This window comes from Gemmatimonadota bacterium (genome assembly GCA_041390125.1).
Lineage (GTDB): Bacteria > Gemmatimonadota > Gemmatimonadetes > Longimicrobiales > Gaopeijiaceae > JAGQIF01.
In genome coordinates, this window is record JAWKQN010000004.1 from 74,850 (window position 1) to 99,486 (window position 24,637).

A 24,637-nucleotide genomic window follows, 5' to 3' on the forward strand; every position below is an offset into this window, starting at 1 on the left:
GACACCCGCAGGACGCAGGACGCAGGGTGGGGGAGATGGGTGGTGGAACCGAACCGAACGAAGAATCCAGAGATCCGTGGAGAATCCACGCATGAATAGAAGGGCCGGACGGGAGCCGCTCCTGTCCCAGGTCGGGAGCGCTCCGCGTCCCGACGTCCGTGAACGGTTGATCGTCCTCGCGGTCCTGACCGTGACCGCACTCGCCGCCCTTTTCCTGGGCGTGCGCGATCTGCTGGCCCAGACACCCGAGCAGGTGCTGTCCCTGCCGCAGGTGATCGACCTGGCGCTCGAGCGCAACCGTGAGGTCCAGGTCGCCGACCTGGGGTACCGGGTGGCCGAGGAGCAGGTCTCCGAAGCCTGGTCGAACGTGTACCCGCAGATCAGTGCCTCGGCCGACTACACACGCAACCTGAAGCCGACCGTGTCCTTCCTGCCGGCCCAGATCTTCGATCCGGCGGCGGGTCCCGACGACTACGTGAAGGTGCAGTTCGGCGCGGACAACGCCTGGTCGGCCGCGCTCACGGTGGATCAGCCACTGTTCCGCGCGGGCGTGTTCGTCGGCGTGGGCGCCGCCGGGCGATTCCGCTCGCTCCAGAGCGAGGTCGTGCGCGGGCAGAAGCAGTCGGTGGTCACGCGCGTGCGAACCACCTACTACAATCTGCTCCTCTCCCAGGAACAGCGGCGCCTGACGGCCGAATCGGTCCGTCGGGTGCGGCAGTCCCTGGAGGAGACACGCGCCCTCAACCGTGCGGGCCTGGCGTCGGAGTACGACGTCCTGCGGCTCGAGGTCGAGCTCGCCAACCTCGAGCCCAACCTGCTCCGTGCGGAGAACCAGGTGCGGGCCGACCGGCGCGCCCTCGCGGTCGAGCTGGCGCTGGACGAGCCCGAGACCGTGGCCGTGGCGGGTACGCTCGCCGAGATGGACCTGGACGACCCCGCTGGCAACAGCCCGGCCAACCAGCAGGTGCTGTCCTTCACCGGCGTATCGGACACCGAGTTCCTGGGGCTGGTCGGCGGGGGTGCCACCTTCTCGCTGGAAGGACGGACGGACCTGCGCCAGTCGGAGCTGACCGAGGACCTGCGCCGGACCGAGATGCGGCTCGAGCAGGCCGAGTATCTGCCCGAGATCTCGCTGTTCGGTTCCTACGCGGTCAATGCGCAGCAGAACGGCAGCCCCGATTTCTTCGGCAGCGGCGAGACCCAGCGCGCCACCTCGGCCTTCGCGGGGGTCCGCGTGTCGGTCCCGGTGTTCACGGGGTTCCGACGTGACGCGCGGATCGACCAGAAGCGGGCGGCGCTGCGTCAGGCGGAGACGCAGACCCGGCTCATGGTCGACCAGGCACGCAGCCAGACGGAGTCGCTGGTGGAGCAGGCCCAGGAGGCGCGTCAGCGGGCCATGGGGCAGAGCCTCGCGGTGCAGCAGGCGCGACGCGGCTTCCAGATCGCCTCGGCGCAGTTCCGCGAGGGGCTGAGCAGTCAGCTGGAGCTCACCGATTCCGAGGTGGCGCTCCGCCAGAGCGAGTTCAACTACGCGCAGGCGGTATACGACTACCTGGTGGCGCGCGCCCGTCTCGACGAGGCGTTGGGGCGGGTGCCGGGCGTGGACGCAGGTCAGATGGCGCAGGCAGGCTCATGACGAACCGAACCACAGGGAACATCCCGATGACGATAGAGGTGAAGCGGCGTTCGGCCTGGGGCGTGCTGGCCCTGGTGCTGGCCGTCGGGGCGTGCGGTGGAAGCGCCGAGGCGGGGGCCAGCGACGAGGCCAATGCGGAGCCCGGGTTCCAGCGCATCATCAACGTGCAGGTGAGCCCGATCCAGCCGACGGCGTTCGACGAGGAGATCCGGCTCACGGGTACGGTCGAGGCCAACCGCGACGTGATCATCTCCGCGGAGGAAGGCGGCGTGATCCGCGAGCTCTTCGTCGAGAAGGGCCGTCGCGTGCAGGCCGGTCAGCCCATCGCCAGGATCGACGACGCCGTGCTCGCGGCGCAGGTGGAACAGGCGAGGGCGCAGGCGCGGCTCGCCGAGGAGACCTGGCAGCGCCGCAAGCGGCTGTACGAGGAGGACAAGGTCGGATCGGAGCTGGCCTACCTGGAGTCGAAGTACTCGGCCGAGCAGGCGACGGCGAGCCTGCGCTCGCTGGAGGAGCGGCTCGCGCGTACGACCATCAAGGCGCCGATCGCCGGCATCCTCGAGGATCGACGGGTCGAGGTGGGCACCATGGTCTCGCCCGGAACCCCGGTGGCCCGTGTGCTTCAGCTCACGCCGGTCAAGGTCGCGGCCGGTGTGCCCGAGAGATACACCCAGGACGTGCGGTCGGGAGACTCCGTCTCCGTGCGCTTCGCCGCCCTGGGGGGCGACAGCTACACCGGCACGATCAGCTACGTCGGCTCCGCGGTGGATCCGGGCAATCGCACGTTCCCGGTGGAGTTCACGCTCCCGAACCGCGACGAGGCCATCAAGCCGGAGATGGTGGCGAGCGTCGCCATCCGCAGCCGCCGCGTCGAGGACGCCATCGTCGTGCCGCAGCAGGCGCTCATCCGCGTGGAGGACGGGTACGTGGTCTTCGTGGCGGAGGATGAAGGGGGCCAGACCGTCGCGCGTCGTCGGACCGTGGACGTCGGTGCCTCCCAGCAGAACCAGGTCCAGATCCGCTCCGGTCTCGCGGCCGGAGAACGCCTCATCGTGGTCGGACAACAGCAGGTAGCCGAAGGCGATCGCATCCGGATCGTCGACGGCGATTCCTGAGACGGACCGAAGAGAGACCTCCCTGACGTGTACGCCGCCCCCGGGCGGCCAACGATAGAGATCGATGAGTCAACACGGAGCGCAGGAGGAGCGACCGGAGGCCAGCCGGGGCCCCGACTCCCACAAGGAGTTCGGGATGACCAGCTACGCCGTGGAGCACCGCACCAGCATCTTCATGATGTTCGTGATCATCTCGCTCGCCGGGATCCTGTCGTACCGGTCGATTCCCAAGGAGTCGTTCCCGGAGATCGAGATCCCGATGATCGCGATCAACACGATCTATCCCGGGGTCTCGCCCGCCGACATCGAGACGCTGGTGACCCGGCCCCTCGAGGAGGAGCTGAACACGATCTCCGAGATCGACGACCTGACGTCGACCTCGGTCGAGGGCTATTCAAGCATCATCGCCGAGTTCCAGACCAGCGTGAACCTGGACGACGCGTTGGCCAAGGTCCGTGAGAAGGTGGACCTGGCCAAGCCGGACCTGCCGGCCGACGCCGAGGAGCCCTCGATCATCGAGTTCAACTTCTCCGAAGTGCCGGTCATGCAGGTCAACCTGTCCGGCGAGTACGGGCTCGTCCGCCTGAAGGAGATCGCGGAGGACCTGCAGGACGAGCTGGAACAGCTGCCGCTCGTGCTGCGGGCCGACCTGCGCGGAGGGTTGGAGCGTGAGGTCAAGGTCGAAGCCGACCTGGTCAAGCTCCAGTACTACAACCTGACGTTCAACGACCTGGTGGACGCCATCCGGGCGGAGAACGTGAACATCCCGGGCGGTGCCATCGACGTCGGGGATCGCAAATACCTGGTGCGCGTGGACGGCGAGTTCGAGGACCCCGCTCAGATCGAGGACCTGGTGGTCACGACCGTCGCGGGCCGGGCCATCTACGTACGCGACGTGGCTACGGTGGACTTCGGCTTCGCAGAGCGGGAGTCGTTTGCGCGCCTCGACGGCAACCCGGTGGTGACGCTGGACGTGATCAAGCGGTCCGGGGTCAACATCATCGAGACGTCGGAGACGGTGCGCGAGGTGCTCGCCGAGATGGAGCCGACGTTCCCCCCGACGACGGTCGTGAAGATCACGTCCGACATGTCGGAGGACATCCATGAGATGGTGAGCAGCCTGGAGAACAACATCATCTCCGGTCTGCTGCTGATCGTGGCGGTGCTGCTCTTCTTCCTGGGGCTGCGCACGTCCCTGTTCGTGGCGGTGTCCATCCCCACGTCCATGCTGCTGTCCTTCCTGGTGCTCAAGCTGGTCGGCGTCAGCATGAACATGGTGGTGCTGTTCTCGCTGATCCTGGCCCTGGGCATGCTGGTGGACAACGCCATCGTGGTGGTGGAGAACATCTACCGCTACGTCACCGAGGGGTGGGACCGGAAGGAAGCGGCCAAGAAGGCCACCGGCGAGGTGGCGATCCCGGTCATCGCGTCTACGCTCACCACGTTGGCGGCGTTCGGACCGATGATGTTCTGGCCGGGCATGACCGGCGAGTTCATGAAGTACCTGCCGTTGACGCTCATCGTAACGCTGAGCAGCTCACTGTTCGTGGCGCTGGTGATCGTGCCCACCCTGTGCGCGGCCTACCTGCGACTGGACGACGAGCCTCGCAAGCCGCTGACGCGCGAGGCTCGTCTCACCATCATCGCTGCCGTGGTGCTCACGGGGCTGCTGATCGCGGCGGCCAATCCGCTGACCGCGTTGCTGCTCACCGTGACCGGTGTGGCACTGTACTTCCTGCACACGAGGTTCCTGGCCAACGCGGGCGTGTGGTTCCAGAACGCCTTCCTACCCCGGCTGGCGGACCGCTACGAGAGCACCCTGCGCTGGTCGCTGGATCACCGGGTCCGCGTCATCGGCGCCTCCGTGGGCGTGCTGATCCTGTCCTTCGTGGTGTTCGGTGCCTTCAACCAGGGCGTCGAGTTCTTCCCCGAGGACATCCCGCCCGCGCAGGTCATGGTGGACATCGAGGCGCCGGTGGGAACACTGGCGGAGTCCACCGACCGGATCGCGCAGCGCATCGAGCGTGAGCTGCCCGGGATCGACGGTCTGATGACGGATGTGAAGTCCGTGGTCACGACCACCGGCAGCGGGGGCGGCGGCGGGAACCCGATGGGCGGCGGGCCGGGAGGGCCGAACGGGTCGCGGATCACGCTCAGCTTCGTCGATTTCGAGGAGCGCGCGCACGACGGGTTCGCGCTCCTGGCCGAGATGCAGGCGCAGCTGGGTCGCGATCTGGCCGGCGCCGAGGTCTCGGTGGACGCCCCCAGCGAGGGATCGCCGCAGTCCGGACCGCCGGTCAACGTGGAGCTCATCGGTGAGGAGCCCGCGGTGTTGAAGGAGCTGTCGGACCAGATGCTGCGCGTGCTGCGCAACGCGCCGGTCTACCCGAAGCTGGTGGGCCTGGAGAGTGATCTGGACGAGGCGCGGCCGGAGCTCTCTCTGGTGGTGGACCGGGAGAAGGCGGGGCTCTACGGCCTGAGCACGTTCGACGTGGCCAATGCGGTGCGCGGCGCCGTGCAGGGCATCGAGGCGGCCAAGTACCGGACGGGCAACGACGAGTACGACATCATCGTCCGCCTCGCACCGGAATATCGGGATCAGCTCAACTCGCTCGACGACCTCACCATCATGGCCGAGGGGCAGCAGATCCCGATCACCTCGGTGGCGCGCTGGACGGTGGGTGAGGGGTATGGCTCGATCCGGCGCAAGAACATGGATCGCATGGCCACCATCTCGGCGGACGTGGCGTCCGGCCTGAACTCCAACGCCGTCCTGGCCGAGGTGCAGCAGACGCTCACGGACTTCGATGCGTCGCTGCCGCCCGGGTATTCCATGCGGTACACGGGACAGAACGAGGACCAGCAGGAAGCCGCGGACTTCCTGGGCATGGCGTTCCTCATCGCGCTGGCGTTGATCGCCTTCATCCTGATCTCGCAGTTCAACTCGGTGGTCAAGCCCGTGATCATCCTGACGTCGGTGATCATGTCGGTGGCGGGCGTGCTGTTCGGCCTGGTGTTCTTCCGGATGCCCTTCGGCATCATCATGACCGGGGTGGGTGTGATCTCCCTGGCCGGGATCGTGGTCAACAACGCCATCGTGCTGATCGACTACGTCGACATCCTGAGGGACCGCGATGGGATGAACCGGCGCGAGGCGCTGGTGCAGGGCGGAAAGACCCGCCTGCGTCCCGTGCTGCTGACGGCCATCACGACGGCGCTCGGGCTGGTGCCGCTGGCGATCGGGCTCAACTTCGATTTCATCGGCCTCTACACGGCGCTCCGGCCCGACCTCTTCTGGGGTGGCGAGCAGGCGGCCTGGTGGGGTCCGATGGCCATCGCGGTGATCGCGGGCATCCTGTTCGCGACGTTCCTGACGCTGGTCCTGGTGCCGGTGATGTACTCGCTGGTGGACGACTTCACGCGGTTCTTCCAGCGGCACTACGTGGCCAAGGACGAGCCCGCGGCGGCCGAGCCGCGGTCCGAGCCCGCCCGGCCGACGCCGGACCGGGTGCCGGAGCCCGAGCCGGTGGGCGCGTTCCGGAGCCGTCTGCGTCCGGATCCGGCCTGATCCACCCGGGGTGAAGGACGTTCCCGACGGGGCGGGCCGCCTGGCCCGCCCCGTCGTGCGTCCGGGATCCCTGGTGCGGCCCGGCCGAGGCTTGCGCCCGCGATCGCGGTCGCGGGTTAGATTGCGCGCAGCGCGCCCCGAGGGGCGCTTCCTTCGTCCCCGGACCCCGCGCCGCGTGGAGACGCTGACCAGCCTTCATGTCGTGGGGAGCCCCGCCCTGGGCGGAGCGGAGCACTTCCTGCTCCGGCTCACCGCCGCGCTCACCGGGGCGGGTCACCCGGCGACGGCCGTGGTGCAGCGCGGCAGCGCGGTCGCCGCGGCGGTCGATCCCGGCGTGGAGCGGGTGGAGCTGCCGCTGCGGCGCGGCATCGACCTGCGCAGCCCCGGCGCGCTCCGATCCCTGGTGCGGGACCGCGCGCCCGCCGCGATCCAGACCTACATGGCACGCGCGACGCGCATGACCCGATTGCGCGGACCCCGCCGGACGCTGCACGTGGCGCGGCTCGGCGGGCGGTACCGGTTGCGCGACTTCCGGCACGCCGACGTGTGGGTCGGCAACACGCACGGACTCTGTCGGTGGATGGTGGACGCCGGCTTCCCGGCGGAACGGGTCTTCCACATCGGCAACTTCGTCGAGCCACGCAGGGCGGGGGACCCGGCGGACCGCACGCGGCGGCGGAGCGAGTGGGGGGTGCCCGAGCCTGCGTTCGTCCTCGCCGCGCTGGGGCGCTTCGATGCGCGCAAAGGCTTCCAGGACCTGATCGAGGCCGTAGGCCGGTTGCCGGCGTCCCGGGAGGGGGAGCGACCGTTCCTCCTCCTCGCCGGGGAGGGACGCGAAGCTCCGGCGCTGGAGGCGGCCGCCGCGACCCTCGGGGACCGGGTCCGGATCGGGGGCTGGGTCGCCGGACCCGATGCCCTGCTGCCTGCCGCCGACCTCTGCGTGGTGCCGTCGCGGGAGGAGACCCTCGGCAACGTGGTGCTGGAAGCGTGGGCGCACGGAGTTCCGGTCGTGGCCACGCGTACGGCCGGCCCGAGCGAGCTGATCGAGGACGGGGTCAACGGGCGCCTGGCGCCGGTGGCCGATCCGGCGGGCCTCGCCCGCGTGCTCGAGAGCGCCTGGGCCGCCGGTCCCGAGGCACGCCGCGCCTGGGTGGAGGCCGGCCGCGACGCGCTGGAGCGCAGGCACGGCCGTCGAGCCGTCCTCGATGCGTACCTGGCGCTGTACGGGGACGCCGAACGTTGGATCCGGCGATGAGTGGGGTGGGACCGCGGCGGCGCCCCTCCCCCGCCTCCCGGGCCGGAGCGTTCGGTCCATGACGGAGGGAGTCCCTCTGCGGATCGGCATCGACATCCGCACGATCGACGCTGCGAGCGGACAGCAGCGTTATCTGTGGCGGTTGGCCACCTGGCTGGCCGACCGCGGGGAGGAGGTGGAGGTGCTCTCCACACGAAGTGGGGACTCCGCCGTCCCGCCCCACCCGCGCCGCCGCGTGCATTCGCTGAAGGGCCTGCGCGGCGGCGCGCTGCGCGCGGCCGTGCGTGCGCTCGACCTCGACGTGTTCTTCGCCAACCCGGAGCGCGCCGACGCGTATCGCGGCCTGCCCATGCACGTGCTCCGGCCGGGATACGGCACCCGGCAGGGGATCCAGAACCTGCGCTCCGTCCGCAACCCCTGGTTGCGCGCCGGATACGCGCTGGCGCGTGCGGCTCCCTGGGAGCGCCTGGCCCTGGCCCGCGAGCGCGCCTGGTACGCGCAGACCCGACCGGCGCCCCACGTCATCGCCATCTCGGAGCGGATGGCGCGAGCCATCCGCGCCGACTACGGCGTGCCCGCTGAGCGGGTACACGTCGTCCACAACGGCGTGGACCTGGAGGAGTTCTCGCCGCTGCGGCGGGTGGAGGCCCGGGCGGCCGAGCGGGCGCGGCTGGGCATCGAGCCCGAGGCGGTGTGCCTGCTGTTCGTGGGTCACAACTTCCGCCGCAAGGGCCTGCTGGAGCTGCTGGATGCGCTGGCGGGGCTCGGTCCGGCCGGTGCGTCCGTCCGGCTGCTGGTCGCGGGACGGGGGACCGGTGAGGGGCAGCGGCGCCGGACCCGCGCCCACGTGGCGCGCTCCGGGCTCGAGGATCGCGTGCGCTTCGCGGGTGATGTCCGGCCGGTCTCCCGCGCCTACGCTGCGGCCGACGCGCTGGTGTTCCCCAGCTGGCACGATGCCTTCGGCTTCGTGGTGCTCGAGGCCATGGCGTCGGGCCTGCCCGTCGTGACGACCCGCTTCGCGGGAGCCCACGAAGTGGTCCGATCCGGTGTGGACGGCTTCGTGTTGGATGCGCCCGACCACCGGTCGGCGCTCGACGCCGCCCTGCGCGGCCTGCTGGACGCCGGCGTGCGCGACGCCATGGGAGCGGCCGCGCGCGCACAGGCGGAGCACTACGGGGAGGAGGCCAACTTCGAGCAGGTGTACCGGGTGATCCGGGAGGCGGCGCGCGGCTGAGGCGCACGGGCGCGCCCCGGGTGGGCGCGCCCGTCGTGGTTCCTACCGCTGCGTGTAGTAGAACACACCGCCGCTCAGCCCCCCCGTGAGGAGTTCCAGACGACCGTCTCCGTCCAGGTCGCCGAAGGTGGGCGTGGAGAACGGCGTGAAGCGCAGCTCGAACTCGGGCCGTTCCACGAAGATCTCCCCACCGGTGTTCTCCCAGAGCCGGACGGCGCCGTCCTCCCCTCCCACGAGCAGGTCGACGTCTCCGTCCCCGTCCTGATCCATCAGCACGGGGAAGCTGCGACGACCCGCGTCGATGTCCAGGAAGCGATCCGTCACCAGCTCGAACCGGGGCACGGCCGCCGTGCCCTCGTTGCGGTAGTAGTTGATCTCGCCGGAGGACTCGCCCACCATCAGGTCCAGGTCGCCGTCCCCGTCCACGTCCCCGAGCGCCGGCGTGGCGTTGCTGCCCCGGGTGAGGGTCACGAGCGCGCTGTCGGGCTCGGCGTAGTCGGGAGCGGTGCGCGTGCCCGTATTCCGCCACCAGAACACTCCGTCGCGCCACGTGCCCGCGACCAGGTCCAGGTCCCCGTCGGCGTCCAGGTCCGCGAACCCGGGGACGAGGTGATAGTGTTCGCCCAGGTCCAGCGTGTCGGCCAGCCGGAGGCGGGGAGCCGTGGACGTGCCCACGTTCTCGTAGCGATAGAGCTTGGAGCGGTTCGGCGCGGACAGGTCCAGCTTGTTGCCCACGAAGAGATCGAGGTCCCCGTCGCCGTCGTCGTCGACCAGCGTGGTCGTGCTCTCGCTGCCCACGTCGATCTGGGTCAGGAACTGGCGCGTGCGCAGCGTGAGGCCGGCGGGTGTGCGCTCGTAGTAGTAGAGGTTGGCCGGAGCGGTGCGGCTGGGATTGAAGGCGCCGCCCAGCACCCCCACCAGCAGGTCCAGGTCGCCGTCCGCGTCCAGGTCCACCGGCACCGGCGCGTTGTAGCCCGACGTGGAGATGGTGTCCACCGCCGGGAGCGGGATCGGCTCCGAGCGCAGCACCGGGTTCTCGCACGTGCCGGTGTTCTCGATCAGGAGCAGGCCCGGCTCGAAGAAGTCGCCCCAGATCAGGTCGAGGTCCCCGTCCGAGTCCACGTCCGCGAAGGCCATGCTGTTGGCGCCGTGGCGTGACCCGATCTGGGCCACGATCGAGATGTCCTCGAAGCGCTCGGCCACCAGGCGGAAGCGCAGGGGATTCGAGCCTTCCTGCTCGTAGCGCCGCACGGTCCCGTCCACGCGCCCCAGGAACAGGTCCAGCCGGCCGTCGCAGTCGATGTCGGCCACGCTGGGGATGTTCTGGCGATCCGAGAAGATCGGCTCCCCGGAGGGATCCCGGATCGAGTCCGCCCGCTGGACGAAGCGGGGGTCGGTGGCCGTGCCTTGATTCGTATACTCCCTGAGGTAGGAATACGGAAGCTCCGTAAGGAGATCGAGATCCCCGTCCTCATCGAAGTCCGCGAATCGGGTCCATTCTCCGACGGAGATGTCCTGGTAGCGGTCCGTGCGCCACACGAACTCGGGCGCGCGGGCGGTGCCGGTGTTCTCGAAGAACATCAGCTCGTCCGTGCGCTCCTGGATGAAGAGGTCCAGGTCGCCGTCCCCGTCGATGTCGGCCATCTGCGGGCGGGGCACGTCGAAGCCCCCGAGGAAGGGGTGGGCGTACGGCGTGCCCTCCGCGTCCACCACCGGCAGCGGCGTCACCTGCTTGACCCAGGCGGCCGCGCCGCCGGGAACCGGCACCCCGGTCGTGGGACCCGGCGAATCGGAGGGGCCACCGCCGCCGGCGCACCCGGCGGCGGTCAGCACCACCGGCAGCACCCGCGCGGGTCGAAACCGCATCCGCGGCATCAGGCGCCGGGCCGGACGCCGACCCCGGTGGGGTTGGCGCCGACCTCGATGACCTCGACGACCTCGTTGGAGCCTGTGTCGATGATCACGGCCGTGCCGACGGGGCCGCCGCCCTTCTCGCTGCGGCGGGTCGATGCGTAGGCTCCCTTCGTGTTGTTGTTGGTCACGATGAGCCAGCGACCATCCGGCGACAGCGCGGCCCCGTGCGGCTCCGAGATCGCCGGGTGGGTGATCCGGGTCCGCACCTGGCGCGACGCCACGTCGATGATGTCCACCGCGTTCGCGTCCTTCACCGCCAGGTAGAGCGTGCCGCCGTCCGGCGAGAACACCGGGAGCCAGGGCCGCTGGCCCAGCTCCATCTGGCCGTCCGCCTTGGGCAGGCCGTCTCCGCTCAGGTCGAAGAAGAGCAGGAGCCCGGTCATCTCGGTGGTGGCCACGAGCAGGTCGCCGTCGGGCGCGATGCCGAAGTGGGCGATCATGTGACCGTGCTCGCCGTGGGCGCCGTGCCCGCCCTGGTCCACGTTCGTCAGCTCCACGTCGCCGGTCTCCCGGTCCACCGTGGCGAGCTGGTTCTCCGCCAGGGAGGCGGTGTAGATGCGCGCTCCGTCGGGGGAGAGGGCCAGGGCGTGCGGACGGGGGAAGAACACGTCCACCTCATCGGCGCGCATGCCGTCCGTGCTGAACTCGCCCAGCCGCGCCGGAGGATTCACGGCGCTCATGGAACGGCCGGCGAAGAGCATGTCCGCGTCGGCGTCCAGGGCGAGCATGCCGGGCACCTCGAAGTCCACCCGCCCGACCAGCGTGTTGTCCCGGTCGAACTTGAGGACGCGGTTCTCCCCGATCAGCGATACGTACCAGAACGACCCGTCCGGCTCGACCGCCACGTGATGCGGCTTGGCGTTCGGCGTGAACCCCAGCTCCGTCAGATGGATCTCCTCGACGACGCGCTGCGTCGTCAGGTCGATCACCGTGATCATCGCTTCGTCCTGGCTGCAGACGTAGGCGTAGACCGGCGCCTCCTGCGGGCGCACGGGTCCGTTGCCGGCCGCGGCCGGAGCGGCCGCGCAGGCGGCCAGGACGATGGCGAGACCACCGATGGTGGCCCGGGTGTGCAAGCGGGGCATGGGGCCCTCGAGGTTGGGGATGACGGAGGCGGCCGGGCCGGGGGCCCGGCCGCCCGTTGGGCTAGAACACGGCGCGGCCGCGAGGACGCACCAGGAACAGACCCTCGGCACCGCTGGTGACGGCCACCACCCCGTTCTTGAAGAACGGGTAGTTGCTCCACGAGCCGCCGAAGCCGGGGTCGTTGGTGCCGTAGGGCACCGTGTCGAAATAGCCGACCTCGACCGGGTTCTCCACGTCGCTGATATCGAGCACCCGCAGTCCACTCTGGTAGTTGGACTGGTACATGCGGTCGCCCACGATGTAGAGGTTGTGGTCGCTGGACTTCTGCGTGCCGAAGTGCTCCTTGACCAGTTGCGGGTCGTCCAGATCGCTGACGTCCCAGATCAAGGTGCGCGTCTGCTCGACGGCACCCTGGAGCTCGTCGAGCTCGTCGTTCATGAAGAAGTAGCGCTGATCCTCGGTGAGCCAGCCCTGGTGGGAGTAGCCCACGTTCGGGTAGGAGGCCCGCGACAGGGCGACCGGGTTGCTCTTGTCCGTCACGTCGGCGATGGAGAGCGCCGTCTCGTTGGCGCCGAAGCAGATCTCCTTGCCTTCGTGCTCCGCGTCGGGGCCGCGGTAGACCACACACTGCGCATCGTGCGAGTAGCCCGTGGACGCGCGGCCGGTCTGCGCATCCGCGAAGCACCCCGCGAAGGTCGGGTTCTTGGGGTCGCGCACGTCGATCATGTGCAGCCCTCCGCCGCACGTCTCCCCGCCCATGCTGCTGCCCACGCTGTACGCGAAGCCGGTCTCTTCGTTGATGACGATGTTGTGGGCGCTGTGGATGTCGGTGTAGAGCGCGTCGGCCTCGAAGGTCTCCGGCGTGCCGTCGAAGTCCCGCAGGCGGGTCAGGTCGAAGACCTGCATGCCGTGGCTCCCGGCTCCGTCCGAGACGATGAAGGTGTGGTTCCGGTACACCTTCATGTCCCGCCAGGCGGCGGGATTGGCGCCGTCGGTCAGCGGCAGGTTGCCGAGGTAGACCGGGTTGAACGGATCGGTGACGTCCACGAACGCGGTGCCGTCCATACGGCCCACGATGGCGTACTCGCGCTCGGTGTCCGCATCGGTCCAGCCCCAGATGTCGTTCAGGCGCACACCGCGGCCGCCGCCCAGCTCGGCCACCGGCACGAACGACAGGAGATCCACCTCGGTGCAGGCGAAGGCCGTGGCCGAGCCCTCCGCGCAATCCACCTGGCCCCCGGCCACCCGGTCGAAGTTCTCCTCTTCGCTCATCAGGGTCTCGCTCTGCCAGACCCCGTCGGCGCCCCGCTCGTAGACCGCGACGCGGCCCAGCCCGAAGTCCGCGGCGGTCATGCCGACCGCAGCCAGGTCGCCGTCGACCGCCAGCGAGCCGCCGAAGCCGGTGCGCCCCTCGACGCCCGGCGACAGACGCGAGACCTGGTCGAACTGCCCCGACGGCCCGCGGCTGTAGACGTAGGCGGCGCCCTGTGCGCCCGCCGCCCCGGGCGCGCCCACCCAGATCTGCGCGCCGGCGTAGGCGACCGCCGAGCCGAAGGTCTCGCGCGGCCCCGCCAGGAACGGCAGGAGCTGCGCGGCCGGTACCCACTCCCCGCTGTCCGCGTCGCGCACGAAGGCGAACGCCGCGCCCATCTGACCTGCGGCGCGGGCCGCGCCGACGAGCAGCCGGTCCTCCCCGGCGGACAGCGCGTTGCCGAAGCGCACGCCGCGCTCGAGCCCGTCGAGCGGCAGCGGGCCGACCTCGGTCCAGCGGTTGCCCTGGAACCGGAAGCGGAAGACCGCGCCCGTCTGCTGATCGCGGAGGGGAGCGGCGACGAAGGCCTCGTCTCCGTGCAGCGCCACCTGGGTCCCGAACCCATCGGCGGCGCGCAGGTCGGCCGCGGCCATCTTGCCCACCTCGGTCCAGGCCCCGTCCGCGTTCCGCCGGAATGCGTAGACCGCGCCGCGTCGCATGCCCTGGTTGGGAGCGCCGACCAGCAGGTGTCCGCCCGACAGCGCCACCGACGCTCCGAAGCCGTCCCCTTCGGCGGCGTCCGAGCCCGTCAACTTCTGCGCCTCCCCCCAGGTGCCGGACCCATCGCGCTCGAACAGGTACAGCGCCCCGGCACCGCCGAGCCGCGTGACCGCGAGCAGGTCGCCGTCCGCTGCGAGCGCCGCTCCGAACCCGTCGGTCCCCTCCGCGTCGGACGCGGCGAGCCGCGCCTGTTCCGTCCAGGCCCCGCCGCTCTTGCGATAGACGTAGACGAGTCCCGAGCGGATGCGGTTCTGGGCCTCGCCCACCAGCACGTCCGCACCGGCGATCTCGACGGACGCGCCGAAGCCGGCCTGGAGGGCCGCCGGGGCGCCCGGGAAGCTCTGCGCGCGGGCGGTGGAAGCGGACAGCAGGATCGTCCCGGCCGCCAACAGGAAGGGGAGTCGGGGTCTGGTCATGCTCGCTCTCTGGGTTCCGTGGAAGGGCCCGACGACGGGGTCCGGCGGGCGCCGCATAGGGTACAGGAGGGCGGCGCCGCCGGTTCCCGCGCGCCTGGGGCAGCGGCGGGCGGTGTGCGTGCGCCGGCACCGTCTTGAGATGGGACCGGGGGCGCGCCAGGTTGCCGGCCATGCGCCCTCCGACCTCCGGGTCCCCACAACGGCTGATCCTCCTCCACGGATTCACGCAGTCCGCCCGGATCTGGGATCCGGTGCGGGCGGCGCTGGAGCCGCGGGAGAGCGTCGCGCTCGATCTGCCGGGCCACGGAGCCGGTTCGGATGAAGGGGGCTCGCTGGCCGAAGGCGCCGACCGGCTGGCGGAGCGCGGGGGGACCGGGACCTGGGTCGGCTATTCGATGGGGGGCCGCTACGCCCTCCACGTCGCGCTGGCCCATCCCGGACGGGTGGGGGGGCTCGTGCTCGTGGGCGCGCATCCGGGCCTGGAGGACGACGCCGAGCGCGCCCGCCGCCGCGCGGCGGACGAGGCCCTGGCCACTCGCCTGGAGCAGATCGGCGTCGACGCTTTCCTGGAGGAGTGGCTGGCCCAGCCGCTGTTCGCCGGGTTGTCCGCCGCCGCCCGTGCCCCCGAGGCGCGCCGGGGGAATCGCGCCGCGGGGCTGGCGCGCGCGCTGCGGGACGCGGGCACCGGCACGCAGGAGCCATTGTGGAACCGGCTCCCGGACCTGGCGATGCCGGTCCTGTACGTCGTCGGCGAGCGGGACGGGCGCTACCGCGCGGTGGGGGAGCGCGTCGTGGAGGCCCTGGGGGCGCGCGGGCGCCTGGCGGTCGTGCCCGACGCCGGGCACGCGGCGCCCTTCGAGCAGCCGGATGCCTTCGTCACGCTGCTGGTCCGCTGGTTGCGCGAGACCGCGGCCCCACCGCCTTCGTGAAGGGACGGCGGGCCGGAGCCGTAGACCCGGACAGTCTGCCGGAGGAACGAGGTCCCGATCCCCACCCACCGGCACCCGTCGGTCCACCCGGAGACGTCCATGCGCCGGCTGCTGCTCGCGATTGCACTCCTGACCCTGCCCACGCTCCTCGACGCCCAGGATCACCCCGCCGGTGACTGGACGGGGACGATCGAGGCCGGCGCCCTGCGCCTGCGCCTCGTGGTCCACCTCACGGGAACGGACGGCGCCTGGACCGGGACGATGGATAGCCCCGATCAGGGCGTGGACGGCCTTCCCCTGGCGGAGGTGCAGGCGGACGGCCGCGGGCTGACGTTCACGGTTCCCTCCATCCAGGGCCGCTACGAGGGGTCCTGGACCGATGGCGGGCGTCGGGTCCAGGGGACCTGGAGCCAGGGCGCGGCGTCGCTCCCGCTGACGCTGGAGCGCGCGACCGGCCCCGTGGCCCGGGAGCCCCGGCCCCAGGAGCCGGTGGGCGCGCTGCCCTACGAGGTCTCCGACGTGTCCTTCGCGGGTGGCGCGGCGGACGTCACCCTGGCCGGGACGCTCACCCTGCCCCCCGGCTCCGGTCCCTTCCCGGCGGTGGTGCTCATCAGCGGCTCGGGCCCGCAGGACCGGGACGAGACGCTCCTCGGCCACAAGCCGTTCCTCGTGCTCGCGGACCACTTCACCCGGGCGGGGATCGCCGTGCTGCGCTACGACGATCGCGGTGTGGCCGGCTCCACGGGCACCTTCGCTGCGGCCACCTCGGAAGACTTCACCGAGGACGCCGCCGCCGCCGTGCGCTTCCTGGCCGCCCGACCGGAGATCGATCCGGCACGCATCGGCCTGGTGGGGCACAGCGAAGGCGGGCTGGTGGCCCCTCTGGTGGAGACGCGCCACGGCGGCGTCGCCTTCCTGGTGTTGATGGCCGGTCCCGGTCTGCCCGGCCACGAGATCCTGGAGCTCCAGACCGGTCTGATCCTCGAAGCCAACGGGGCGTCCGCGGAGCAGGTGGCGGCGGCGGTGGCCCGGACGCGGGAGCTCGACCGCATGATCCTCGAGGCCGGGGACGATCGCGGGCTGGAGACCCGGCTCGTGGCCCGCATCGAAGCCATGGCACAGGCGATGGGCCGCCGTGAGCGCGCAGCGCAGGGCCTGACCCCGGAGGCCATCCGCGCCCAGGCGCGCGAGCTGGCGGGTCCCTGGTTCCGGTTCTTCCTCGCGTACGACCCCGTGCCCACGCTGCGCGCCGTGGACGTGCCGGTGCTGGCCGTCAACGGCGCCAAGGATCTGCAGGTCCCTTCACGGGCGAACCTGGACGCCATCGCCGAGGCGTTGCTGGCCGGCGGGAACGCGGACGTCACCACGCGGGTGCTCCCCGGGCTCAACCACCTGTTCCAGACGGCGGGCACCGGCTCGCCCGCAGAATACACGCAGATCGAGGAGACCGTGGCGCCGGCCGCGCTCGAGCTGATGACCGGCTGGATCCTGGAGCGCTTCGGGGGCTGAGGCCTCAGAACGTGCGGCCGAGCAGCAGATACCACGCGCCGCTCCCGCGGTCCGCCCGACCGTAGCCCAGCCACGCCGGTCCCAGGAACGTCTCCAGACCCGCGAAGACGGTCCCGCCCAGGCGCAGATCGTCCAGCGCGATGTCCCGGGTCCGCTCCCACGCGTTCCCGGCTTCGAAGGATGCACCCACGAACAGGCGGCCTCCGGCCAGGGTGGTGGGGACCGTCGCGACCGGGCGGTACCCCGTCAGCGCCAGCCGCGCGAGCTCGCTCCCGACGACCTGGCGGTTGCGCAGGCCGGACACGTCCAGGAAGCCGCCCAGCTCGAACGCGTCCCAATAGGGCAGGGGCGCGTCGAAGGACGTGGCGACGCGCCCGTGCGCCACCAGCGTGCCCGCGCGATTCGTCAGCGCCTTCAGCGCATGGAAGGAAAGGCGCGTGTACTCGGTCTCACCGCCCAGGACGCGGAAGGGACGCTCGACCCCCACACGGTAGGCCTCGCCGCGCGTCGGGAAGGCGCGATCGTCGAGCCGATCGACGCCCAGCCGCAGGTGCAGCGCGCTCACCCGCGTGGACGTCTCCAGCGAGTCGATGGGCCCCGTCCGGCGGTCCAGCTCCGTGCGTCCCAGCCACCAGCCGGCGCGCAGCTCCCCCCAGTTGCCCAGCTCCAACCCGGCGTCCAGCGCGCCGCCGTAGCGCGTGCGCCGGAGCTGCCCCACGCGGACCTGCCCGTCGAAGACATCCTCGAGGTCCCGGAACCACTCCAGACGCGGCGACACGAACAACCGACTGCGCGCACCGAGGGGCTGGTAGAGCTCGAGCCCGAAGCGACGTCGACGCCCGACCGAGACATCCGCCCGGGCCTCGCCGCCCCACCCGTTCAGCAACGAGGCGGTGTAGCTGACCAGCACGTCGAAGGCCGAGTTCCCACCCAGGTCGTCGGCGAACCCCAGGCCGAACCGGACATAGTTGGGTCCCCACGGCTCCGGGACCACGTCGACCACCAGGCCGGTGTCGGCGGCCTCCACGGCCCAGCGGACCCGGACCGACTCGAACCAGCCCATGCCGTAGATGCGGTCGATGCCCCGCGTGAGGGCGTCGATGTCCAGCGGCCGGTGCGCGGCGATGCCCAGCGTCTCGCGCAACGTCGACGACGCCATGCGCGATCGGTTGTCGATGTGCACGAAGGCGGGCACGGTCGCGGGCGGCTCGGGATCGGTCCGGTCCTCCCGCCACCGGCGATAGGCGTCTTCGGAGAGCGACCACTGCCGCAGGCGCAGGGCCGCCCGCTCGGTCGCGCGCTCGCCCGCGGTGATCGCGGCGGGCGCGTCCTCGAAGGACGTGAAGCGCACCGAGTCGAGCTGGGGCCGGATCAACACGTCGCGCCCCGGACGCAGCAGCGCCGTCTGCTCCGCCGTCATGGCCTGGAAGGGGAAGCGGAACGCCTGCTGCGAGATGTCCAGCGCCGTGGCCAGGTTCTCCCGCGCCATGGGCGGGGTCGCGACATCCACGGCGATGATCACGTCCGGGTCGAAGCGCAGCGCAACGTCGATCGGAAGGTTGTTGCGCAGGCCTCCGTCGACCAGCAGGTGTCCGTCGATCTCGACCGGGACGAACACGCCGGGGATGGCGACGCTGGCGCGGATCGCGTTCGACAGGCTGCCGCTGCCCAGGGCGACGGTCTCGCCCGTCCCGATGTCCACCGCGACGGCGCGGAACGGCACGGGCAGGGAATCGAAGTCCTGCACCGGCCCGAGCGGGAGTGTGAGCGCCATGAAGCGGGTGCTGAGGTTCTGGCCCGTCACGAGGCCGCGCGGCAGCACGAGGGAACCGTCGCGGAAGCCCAGCTCCAGCTGCACGGGCAGCGTGCGGTCGTCCTGCCGCCGGCGGTAGTTGAGGTCGGCGCGGGGCGGGCTGCCACGGAAGACGTCGCCCCAGTGGATGGAGAGCGCTTCGCGCTCGATCTCGGTGGCGGTGGCACCCGCGGCGAAGAGCCCGCCGACGACCGCACCCATGCTGGTGCCGACGACGACATCCACCGGGATGCGCATCCGCTCGAGCGCGCGCAGCACCCCGATGTGCGCGGCCCCGCGCGCGCCGCCGCCGCCCAGCACGAGCGCGACGCGCGCGCGGGGCGGGGTCTGGGCCTGGAGGGGCAGCAGGGTGCCCGCGAGGAGGAGCAGGGTGGCGGAGCCCGCCCGTGCGGTGCGGCGCGCGAGCGCGCGGAGCGGCCGGAGACCGGACCCGTGGGCGCCGCGCATGCCTGTTCGGGTCCCCGACACCCCGCCCCCTTCGTGGAAGGACCGGCTTCCGTGCGTCGGGACGTCATCCGTGGGCTCGCCGCCCGACGATCCGGGCCCGACCGGCCGAAGGGCGTGCTACTCGTCTCGGGGATGGAGGTGCCCGTCGGGGGGCGGGAAGGCCGCCTGGGCGCGGGCGAACGCCTCCGGGGTGTCGAGGTCCGTCAGCACGGACGGGGTGTCGACGGGCACCTCGCACACCTCGGCGCGGTGGGCCTCCAGCAGGCCGCGCGCACCCACGTCGCCCTCCAGGCCGGCGAGTGCCCCGAAGTGCCGCCGGCCCCACAGGACCGGGTTGCCGCGCGTGCGGTCGTGCACGGGCACGCAGACATGCACGCCTTCGTCCGGCGCGAAGGCGTCCAGCAGGCGCGCGAGGTCGCCCGCGCCCACCAGCGGCATATCCGCCAGCGCCACCAGGACCCCGTCCAACGCTTCGTCCGCGAGGGCGTCGAGACCGACGCGCAGCGAGGTGCTGAGCCCTTCGGCGAAGCGGGGGTTGTGCGCGAAGCGCAAGGACCGCCCCGTCAGCGCCGTGCGCACCGCGTCGGCGTCGTGGCCGGTGACCACCACCACCGGAGCGGCGCGTGACGCGACGAGCGCGTCGGCCGCCCACGTCACGAGGGGCCGCCCGGCGAAGGGCTCGGTGAGCTTGTTGGGCCCGCCCATGCGGGACGACCGACCCGCGGCCAGCAGGATGGCGCCCACGCGCGGAGGCCTCCGCTCCTCCTCCGCGGCGCGCCGGGGTCGACCCCGGGCCGCGCTCTCCTTGTACAGGCCGCCGGCGCCCAGCCCCGCCATCCACGCGGGCGACAGATCCAGTCCGGCGAGCACGCGCTCGAGCACGGGATCGAAGCCGCTGCGGGCGGGCGCGCGGGCGCACCCGGGCACGCCCAGGACCGTTCCGCCGTCCAGCTCCCCGTGGAAGAGCAGGTTGCCGGGGTCGGCCGGGATGCCCACGCGCAGCACGCGGCCGCCCGCCCGCGTCACGGCCTCCGGCAGGACGTCGCGTCGGTCGCTGGTCTGGGTGGCGCCGAACAGCAGCACGGGATCCAGGCCGTCGGCGCGCTGCGCCGTCAGCACGGCGGCCACGGCCGCGCGCTCGTGCGCGACCACGTCCACCCGGTCCAGCCGGGCCCCGAGCGCTTCCACGCGGGCCCCTACGGCCACCTCCGCGAGCGCGGCCTTGCGGGCGGGCTCATGCGGCAGCGTGGTGACGATCAGCCCCACCCGCGCCGGGCGGAACGGGTGGAGCGTCAGCAGCGGTGCACCGGCCACCCGCGCCTCCACCGCCCCCACGACGGGGTCGGGCACCGCGAAGGGGATGATCTTCACGGTGGCGACGAGCTGCCCGGCCTGGACGGCCGTTCCGTCCGGCACCGTGGAGGCGGTCACGGCCTCGTCCACTCCGTTCAGGCCTGCCACGCCGGCGGCGTCCACCTGCACCACGCCCGCGCGGACGGCGCTCACGTTGGCGCGGCCGGTCGCGGCCGGGCCGACCTCGAGGTGGGGCCCGGCCAGCAGCGCGACCACCCGGGCGGCCGCCGCGTCCTCGGACAGGTCGCCCGGCTCGAGCCGGACCACCTCCACCTCCGTGTGGCCGGCGGCAGCCAGCCGGGTCACCTCGTCCGGCCCGAGCAGCAGCCCCTTGCGCAGCACGCCGTCGGGGAGGCGCACGCTGTGCGCGAGCACCGTGCCCGCGAGGGCGTCGAGGGGGAGGGGACCGAAGCGCACGCCCGGGCGCTACGAGCGCAGGGCGCCGAGGACCTGCGCCAGGATCGCGAGCGCGATCTCGCCCGGCGTGCGGGCCCCGAGATCCAGGCCCACGGGGGCCCGGATGCGCTCCAGCGCGGACGGCGCGAGGCCACCCGCCGCGAGTCGCTCGACGCGCCGCGCATGGGTGCGACGGCTGCCGAGCGCCCCGACGTAGAAGACCGGCGCCGCGAGCGCGGCCACCAGCGCGGGGTCGTCCAGCTTGGGGTCGTGCGTCAGCGTCACGACGGCGGTGCGGGCGTCCAGCCCCAACGCGCCGAACGCCTCGTCCGGCCAGGCATGCACCAGACGCACGCCGGGGAAGCGCTCGGCCGTGGCCCACGCCGTCCGCGGGTCCACCACCGCGACCTCGAAGCCGGCGGGTGGAGCCAGGGCGGCCAGCGCCTGCGCCACGTGCACCGCGCCCACGACGATCACGCGCGGCTCGGGGTTGAAGGGGCGCAGGAACCAGCGCCGCCCGTCCACGTCGTGCACCGCGGCCGTGTCGGCCCGCAGCGCGACCGCTGCCGCGGCCTGGAGCGGGTCCGGGGCGGGGACCGCGTCCGCATCGAACTCGAGCAGACGCGCCTCGGGCTCGCCGTCCAGGGCGGTGGCCAGCACCTGCGCGCGGCGCGTTCCTGCGCTGGCCGCCACGCCCTCCAGGAGCTCGACCCTCACGTGATCGGCTCGATGCGGATCTCGACGCGGCCGCCGCAGGCCAGCCCGACCTCCCAGGCCTCTTCGTCGCTCACCCCGTAGGCGACGACGGTCGGGACGTCGGACGCGAGCACGCGACGCGCTTCGTCGACGACGGCGTTCTCGACGCACCCGCCCGACACCGAGCCCACGAAGCGCCCGTCCTCCCGCACCGCGAGGTAGCTCCCGGCGGGGCGGGGAGCGGACCCCCAGGTGGAGAGCACGGTGGCCAGCGCCACCCGGGCGCCCTCCCTGGTCCAGGCCGCGGCTTGCGCGAGCACCTCCCGGTCAGTTCCCATGTCGGGAATGTGACCGACGCACCGCCGCGCGGGCAACGACCGCGCCTGCCTCGAACGGGAGGAGTGCTCCATGCGGGCCGTTCCAGTCCGGCTCCGGCCGGCCCTGCTGGCCGTCGTCCTGGCTGCGTGCACCCCGTCCGCACCTCCGTCCGGCGACCCCGAACGCATCGACCCGGCCGCGGGGTGGGAAGAGGGGGTCGAGCGGCTGCGGGCGTTCATCCGGACCGAGATGGAGGCGAAGGGCCTCCCGGCGGTGTCCGTGGTGCTCGTGGACGACCAGACGCCCGTCTGGGCCGAAGGCTTCGGGTGGGAGCGGCCCGCCGATTCGGTTCCCGCCAGCGCCACCACCGTCTACCGGGTCGGCTCCGTGTCCAAGCTGTTCACCGACCTGGCCGTCATGCAGCGGGTGGAGCAGGGCGCGCTGGACCTGGACGCGCCGCTCGCGGACCTCGTGGCGGGGGCGCTGCCCCCCGACGAGGGCACGCCGATCACGCTGCGGCAGCTCATGTCGCACCGCTCAGGTCTCGTGCGCGAGCCGCCGGTGGGCCACTACTTCGACGACACCGGGCCCACGCTGCTCGCCACCGTGCAGAGCCTGGGCAAGACCCGCCTGGTCTATCCGCCGCTCACGCGCACCAAGTACTCCAACGCCGGGATCGCCGTGGTGGGCTACGCGCTGGAGCAGCATACGGGCGAGGACTTCGCGGGCCTGCTGCAGCGCGACGTGCTGGCCCCACTGGGGATGGAGAGCAGCGCCTTCGAGCCGGGTCCGGCGTTGCAGCAGCGGCTCGCCCGGGCGTCCATGTGGACCCTCGACGGACGCGAGACCCCGGCGCCCGGGTTCCAACTCGGCATGGCGCCCGCCGGCAGCATGTACACGACCGTCCTCGACCTCGGACGGTTCCTGGGCATGCTCTTCGCCGGGGGCGTGGGGCAGGGGGGTCGCATCGTGGAGCAGGCCACGTTGGACACGATGTGGACCCCGCAGTTCCAGCCGGCGGGCACGGCCGACGGGGCGGGGCTCGGGTTCTTCATCGATGCGCTGGACGGCCACCGCGTCGTGCGGCACGGGGGCGCGATCTACGGGTTCGCCACCGAGCTCGCCGCCCTTCCCGACGAGCGCCTGGGCGTCGTGGCCGTCACGTCCCTGGACATCGCCAATCCTGTCGTGGAGCGCATCGCCGACGCGGCGCTGCGCACCGCGCTGGCCATCCGGGCCGGTGGGCCGCTGCCCGAGCTCGTCTCCACGTCCCCGCTGGCGCCCGAGCGCGCCGAGCGCCTGGAGGGGCGCTATGTCCGCCCGGACGGGACGGCCTCCTTCGATCTGCACGAGCGGGCCGGCCGGCTGTTCCTGGACCCGGTGGCGGGCGGCTCCGTGGCCGAGCTCCGCGCGCTCGGCGACACGCTCGTCGTCGACGACCGCACCGCCTGGGGGGCGCGGTTCGTCGAAGCGGCCGAGGGGCTCGTCTCCGCCGACGGGACGGTGCTGCGCCGTACGCAGCGGCCCCTGCCGCCGCCACCTCCCGCCCGCTGGGAGGGGCTGATCGGCGAGTACGGGTGGGACCACAACACGCTCTACGTCCTGGAACAGGACGGGCAGCTGCAGGCGCTCATCGAGTGGTTCTTCCGCTACCCGTTGATCGAGGAGGGGCCCGACCGTTTCCGGTTCCCCGATCGGGGTCTGTACGACCACGAGACGCTGGTCTTCGAGCGCGACGCGGATGGACGCGCCACGCGGGCCGTGCTGGCGGGTTCGGTGGTCTTCGAGCGGCGTGCGCTCTCCGGTGAGGACGGCAGCACGTTCCGGATCGAGCCCACGCGCACGGCGGAGGAGCTGAGACCCGAGGCCCTGGCGGCGTCTCCGCCCGTGGAGGAGGGCCGCTTCCGCCCGACGGAGCTCGTGGAGCTGGTGACGCTCGACCCCTCGATCCGCCTGGACGTGCGCTACGCGACGACGAACAACTTCATGGGCGCGCGCTTCTACGACGAGCCCCGCGCATTCCTGCAACGGCCCGCCGCGGAGGCGCTCGTGCGCGCCCACCGCGCGCTGGCGCGGGACGGGTACGGACTGCTGGTGCACGACGGCTACCGTCCCTGGTACGTGACGAAGATGTTCTGGGATGCGACCCCGCCGGAGCAGCGCCTGTTCGTCGCCGATCCCGCCTCGGGGTCGCGGCACAACCGCGGCGCGGCGGTGGACCTGACGCTCTACGACCTGCGCACCGGCGAGCCCATCCGGATGGTCAGCGGCTACGACGAGTTCTCCGACCGGGCCTTCCCGGACTATCCCGGGGGCAGCGATCGTGAGCGCTGGCTACGCGAGCGGTTGCGCGAGGCCATGGAAGACGAGGGCTTCCACGTCTACGAATGGGAGTGGTGGCATTTCGATCATGGGGAGTGGCGCGAGTACGCCCTCGGGAACCAGACCTTCGACCGGATCGGGCGTTGAGGCCGCTCCGCCTCGCCCGGCGCTGCGGGCCAGGCCCCGGCCTTGCAGGCCTCAGCGTCGTCTGCGGGTGTCGCCCTCGTCCCGGACGAGCCAGTTGAGCAGCATGCTGACGATGGAGACCACCAGGGCCCCGAGGAGGGCCGGGCCGAACCCGTCCACGTCCAACACCGACGACAGGGAGGACGTGACGGCCAGCATGGCGGCGTTGACCACCAGCGTGAAGAGACCGAGCGTGACGACGATCAGCGGGAAGCTGAAGAACGTCACGAGAGGCTTGAGCAGCGCGTTGACCAGCCCGAAGATCGCCGCGACGATCACGATGTCGATCGGCTCCCCCACGAGGGAGACCCCGTCCACCAGGCGGGCGGCGGCCCAGAGGGCGACGGCGTTGACCAGGAGTCGGAGCAGCAGCGCGCGCATGGACGGATCCGGCTGGCGTGGACGGGCTGGC

The 24,637-nt window shown here is 72.1% G+C and carries 16 protein-coding genes; 8 read left to right on the plus strand and 8 right to left on the minus strand.

The genetic code is table 11. The annotated features are described in order from the left end of the window. The first annotated feature begins 91 nt into the window (after positions 1-91). The 5 genes from R3E98_03650 (at position 92) to R3E98_03670 (ending at position 8,808) form a co-directional block, all read left to right on the plus strand. Entirely contained in the window at positions 92-1,636 is a 1,545-nt protein-coding gene (locus tag R3E98_03650) for a TolC family protein (protein MEZ4422477.1), read from the plus strand. Between the two features lie 38 nt (positions 1,637-1,674). Then, entirely contained in the window at positions 1,675-2,751 is a 1,077-nt protein-coding gene (locus R3E98_03655; GenBank protein MEZ4422478.1) for an efflux RND transporter periplasmic adaptor subunit, read from the plus strand. Between the two features lie 64 nt (positions 2,752-2,815). After that, positions 2,816-6,319, plus strand: a complete 3,504-nt coding sequence (locus R3E98_03660; GenBank protein MEZ4422479.1) for an efflux RND transporter permease subunit — start codon at positions 2,816-2,818, stop codon at positions 6,317-6,319. Positions 6,320-6,494: 175 nt separating this feature from the next. Next, positions 6,495-7,574, plus strand: coding sequence for a glycosyltransferase (locus R3E98_03665; GenBank protein ID MEZ4422480.1), 1,080 nt, complete (start codon positions 6,495-6,497; stop codon positions 7,572-7,574). Positions 7,575-7,632: 58 nt separating this feature from the next. Next, positions 7,633-8,808, plus strand: coding sequence for a glycosyltransferase family 4 protein (locus tag R3E98_03670; protein ID MEZ4422481.1), 1,176 nt, complete (start codon positions 7,633-7,635; stop codon positions 8,806-8,808). Between the two features lie 42 nt (positions 8,809-8,850). Here the strand turns inward: R3E98_03670 and R3E98_03675 are convergent, their stop codons facing one another. The 3 genes from R3E98_03675 to R3E98_03685 all read right to left on the minus strand — a co-directional run bounded on the left by R3E98_03675 (position 8,851) and on the right by R3E98_03685 (position 14,256). After that, positions 8,851-10,674 carry a VCBS repeat-containing protein gene (locus R3E98_03675; GenBank protein MEZ4422482.1) on the minus strand — a complete coding sequence of 608 codons (1,824 nt, stop codon included), beginning with the start codon at positions 10,672-10,674 and terminating at the stop codon, positions 8,851-8,853. Between the two features lie 8 nt (positions 10,675-10,682). Then, positions 10,683-11,807 (minus strand): YncE family protein, encoded by a 1,125-nt coding sequence (locus tag R3E98_03680; GenBank protein ID MEZ4422483.1) that lies wholly within the window; start codon positions 11,805-11,807, stop codon positions 10,683-10,685. A gap of 61 nt (positions 11,808-11,868) precedes the next feature. Next, positions 11,869-14,256 carry a choice-of-anchor B family protein gene (locus R3E98_03685; protein ID MEZ4422484.1) on the minus strand — a complete coding sequence of 796 codons (2,388 nt, stop codon included), beginning with the start codon at positions 14,254-14,256 and terminating at the stop codon, positions 11,869-11,871. A 170-nt stretch (positions 14,257-14,426) separates the two neighbouring features. Between R3E98_03685 and R3E98_03690 the strand changes: the two genes are divergently transcribed. Beyond that, positions 14,427-15,185 carry an alpha/beta fold hydrolase gene (locus R3E98_03690; protein MEZ4422485.1) on the plus strand — a complete coding sequence of 253 codons (759 nt, stop codon included), beginning with the start codon at positions 14,427-14,429 and terminating at the stop codon, positions 15,183-15,185. A 99-nt stretch (positions 15,186-15,284) separates the two neighbouring features. Beyond that, positions 15,285-16,694 (plus strand): alpha/beta hydrolase, encoded by a 1,410-nt coding sequence (locus tag R3E98_03695; protein ID MEZ4422486.1) that lies wholly within the window; start codon positions 15,285-15,287, stop codon positions 16,692-16,694. Between the two features lie 4 nt (positions 16,695-16,698). Here the strand turns inward: R3E98_03695 and R3E98_03700 are convergent, their stop codons facing one another. The 4 genes from R3E98_03700 to R3E98_03715 form a co-directional block, all read right to left on the minus strand. Next, complete coding sequence (locus R3E98_03700; GenBank protein MEZ4422487.1) at positions 16,699-18,954, minus strand: patatin-like phospholipase family protein; 2,256 nt, start codon at positions 18,952-18,954, stop codon at positions 16,699-16,701. 117 nt (positions 18,955-19,071) lie between these two features. Continuing rightward, positions 19,072-20,724 carry a molybdopterin-binding/glycosyltransferase family 2 protein gene (locus tag R3E98_03705; protein ID MEZ4422488.1) on the minus strand — a complete coding sequence of 551 codons (1,653 nt, stop codon included), beginning with the start codon at positions 20,722-20,724 and terminating at the stop codon, positions 19,072-19,074. A 9-nt stretch (positions 20,725-20,733) separates the two neighbouring features. Next, entirely contained in the window at positions 20,734-21,420 is a 687-nt protein-coding gene (locus R3E98_03710; GenBank protein ID MEZ4422489.1) for an XdhC family protein, read from the minus strand. Further along, positions 21,417-21,737: an XdhC family protein gene (locus R3E98_03715; protein ID MEZ4422490.1), complete on the minus strand. Its 321-nt coding sequence runs from the start codon at positions 21,735-21,737 to the stop codon at positions 21,417-21,419. Before R3E98_03715 ends, R3E98_03710 begins: the two co-directional genes overlap by 4 nt. A 70-nt stretch (positions 21,738-21,807) precedes the next feature. Between R3E98_03715 and R3E98_03720 the strand changes: the two genes are divergently transcribed. Beyond that, a complete protein-coding gene (locus R3E98_03720; protein MEZ4422491.1) occupies positions 21,808-24,186 on the plus strand; it encodes a serine hydrolase in 2,379 nt (792 codons plus the stop codon). A 51-nt stretch (positions 24,187-24,237) separates the two neighbouring features. On the opposite strand, the gene R3E98_03725 is transcribed toward R3E98_03720, so the two are convergent. After that, positions 24,238-24,606: a phage holin family protein gene (locus tag R3E98_03725; protein ID MEZ4422492.1), complete on the minus strand. Its 369-nt coding sequence runs from the start codon at positions 24,604-24,606 to the stop codon at positions 24,238-24,240. Positions 24,607-24,637 lie beyond the last annotated feature (31 nt).

Excerpts from the sequence above, each read along its gene's own strand:
- R3E98_03680 (MEZ4422483.1), bottom strand. The coding sequence starts at position 11,807 with ATGCCCCGCTTGCACACCCGGGCCACCATCGGTGGTCTCGCCATCGTC.
- R3E98_03715 (MEZ4422490.1), bottom strand. The coding sequence starts at position 21,737 with ATGGGAACTGACCGGGAGGTGCTCGCGCAAGCCGCGGCCTGGACCAGG.
- R3E98_03675 (MEZ4422482.1), bottom strand. The coding sequence starts at position 10,674 with ATGCGGTTTCGACCCGCGCGGGTGCTGCCGGTGGTGCTGACCGCCGCC.
- R3E98_03695 (MEZ4422486.1), top strand. The coding sequence starts at position 15,285 with ATGCGCCGGCTGCTGCTCGCGATTGCACTCCTGACCCTGCCCACGCTC.
- R3E98_03725 (MEZ4422492.1), bottom strand. The coding sequence starts at position 24,606 with ATGCGCGCGCTGCTGCTCCGACTCCTGGTCAACGCCGTCGCCCTCTGG.
- R3E98_03660 (MEZ4422479.1), top strand. The coding sequence starts at position 2,816 with ATGAGTCAACACGGAGCGCAGGAGGAGCGACCGGAGGCCAGCCGGGGC.
- R3E98_03670 (MEZ4422481.1), top strand. The coding sequence starts at position 7,633 with ATGACGGAGGGAGTCCCTCTGCGGATCGGCATCGACATCCGCACGATC.
- R3E98_03650 (MEZ4422477.1), top strand. The coding sequence starts at position 92 with ATGAATAGAAGGGCCGGACGGGAGCCGCTCCTGTCCCAGGTCGGGAGC.
- R3E98_03685 (MEZ4422484.1), bottom strand. The coding sequence starts at position 14,256 with ATGACCAGACCCCGACTCCCCTTCCTGTTGGCGGCCGGGACGATCCTG.
- R3E98_03690 (MEZ4422485.1), top strand. The coding sequence starts at position 14,427 with ATGCGCCCTCCGACCTCCGGGTCCCCACAACGGCTGATCCTCCTCCAC.
- R3E98_03720 (MEZ4422491.1), top strand. The coding sequence starts at position 21,808 with ATGCGGGCCGTTCCAGTCCGGCTCCGGCCGGCCCTGCTGGCCGTCGTC.
- R3E98_03700 (MEZ4422487.1), bottom strand. The coding sequence starts at position 18,954 with ATGCGCGGCGCCCACGGGTCCGGTCTCCGGCCGCTCCGCGCGCTCGCG.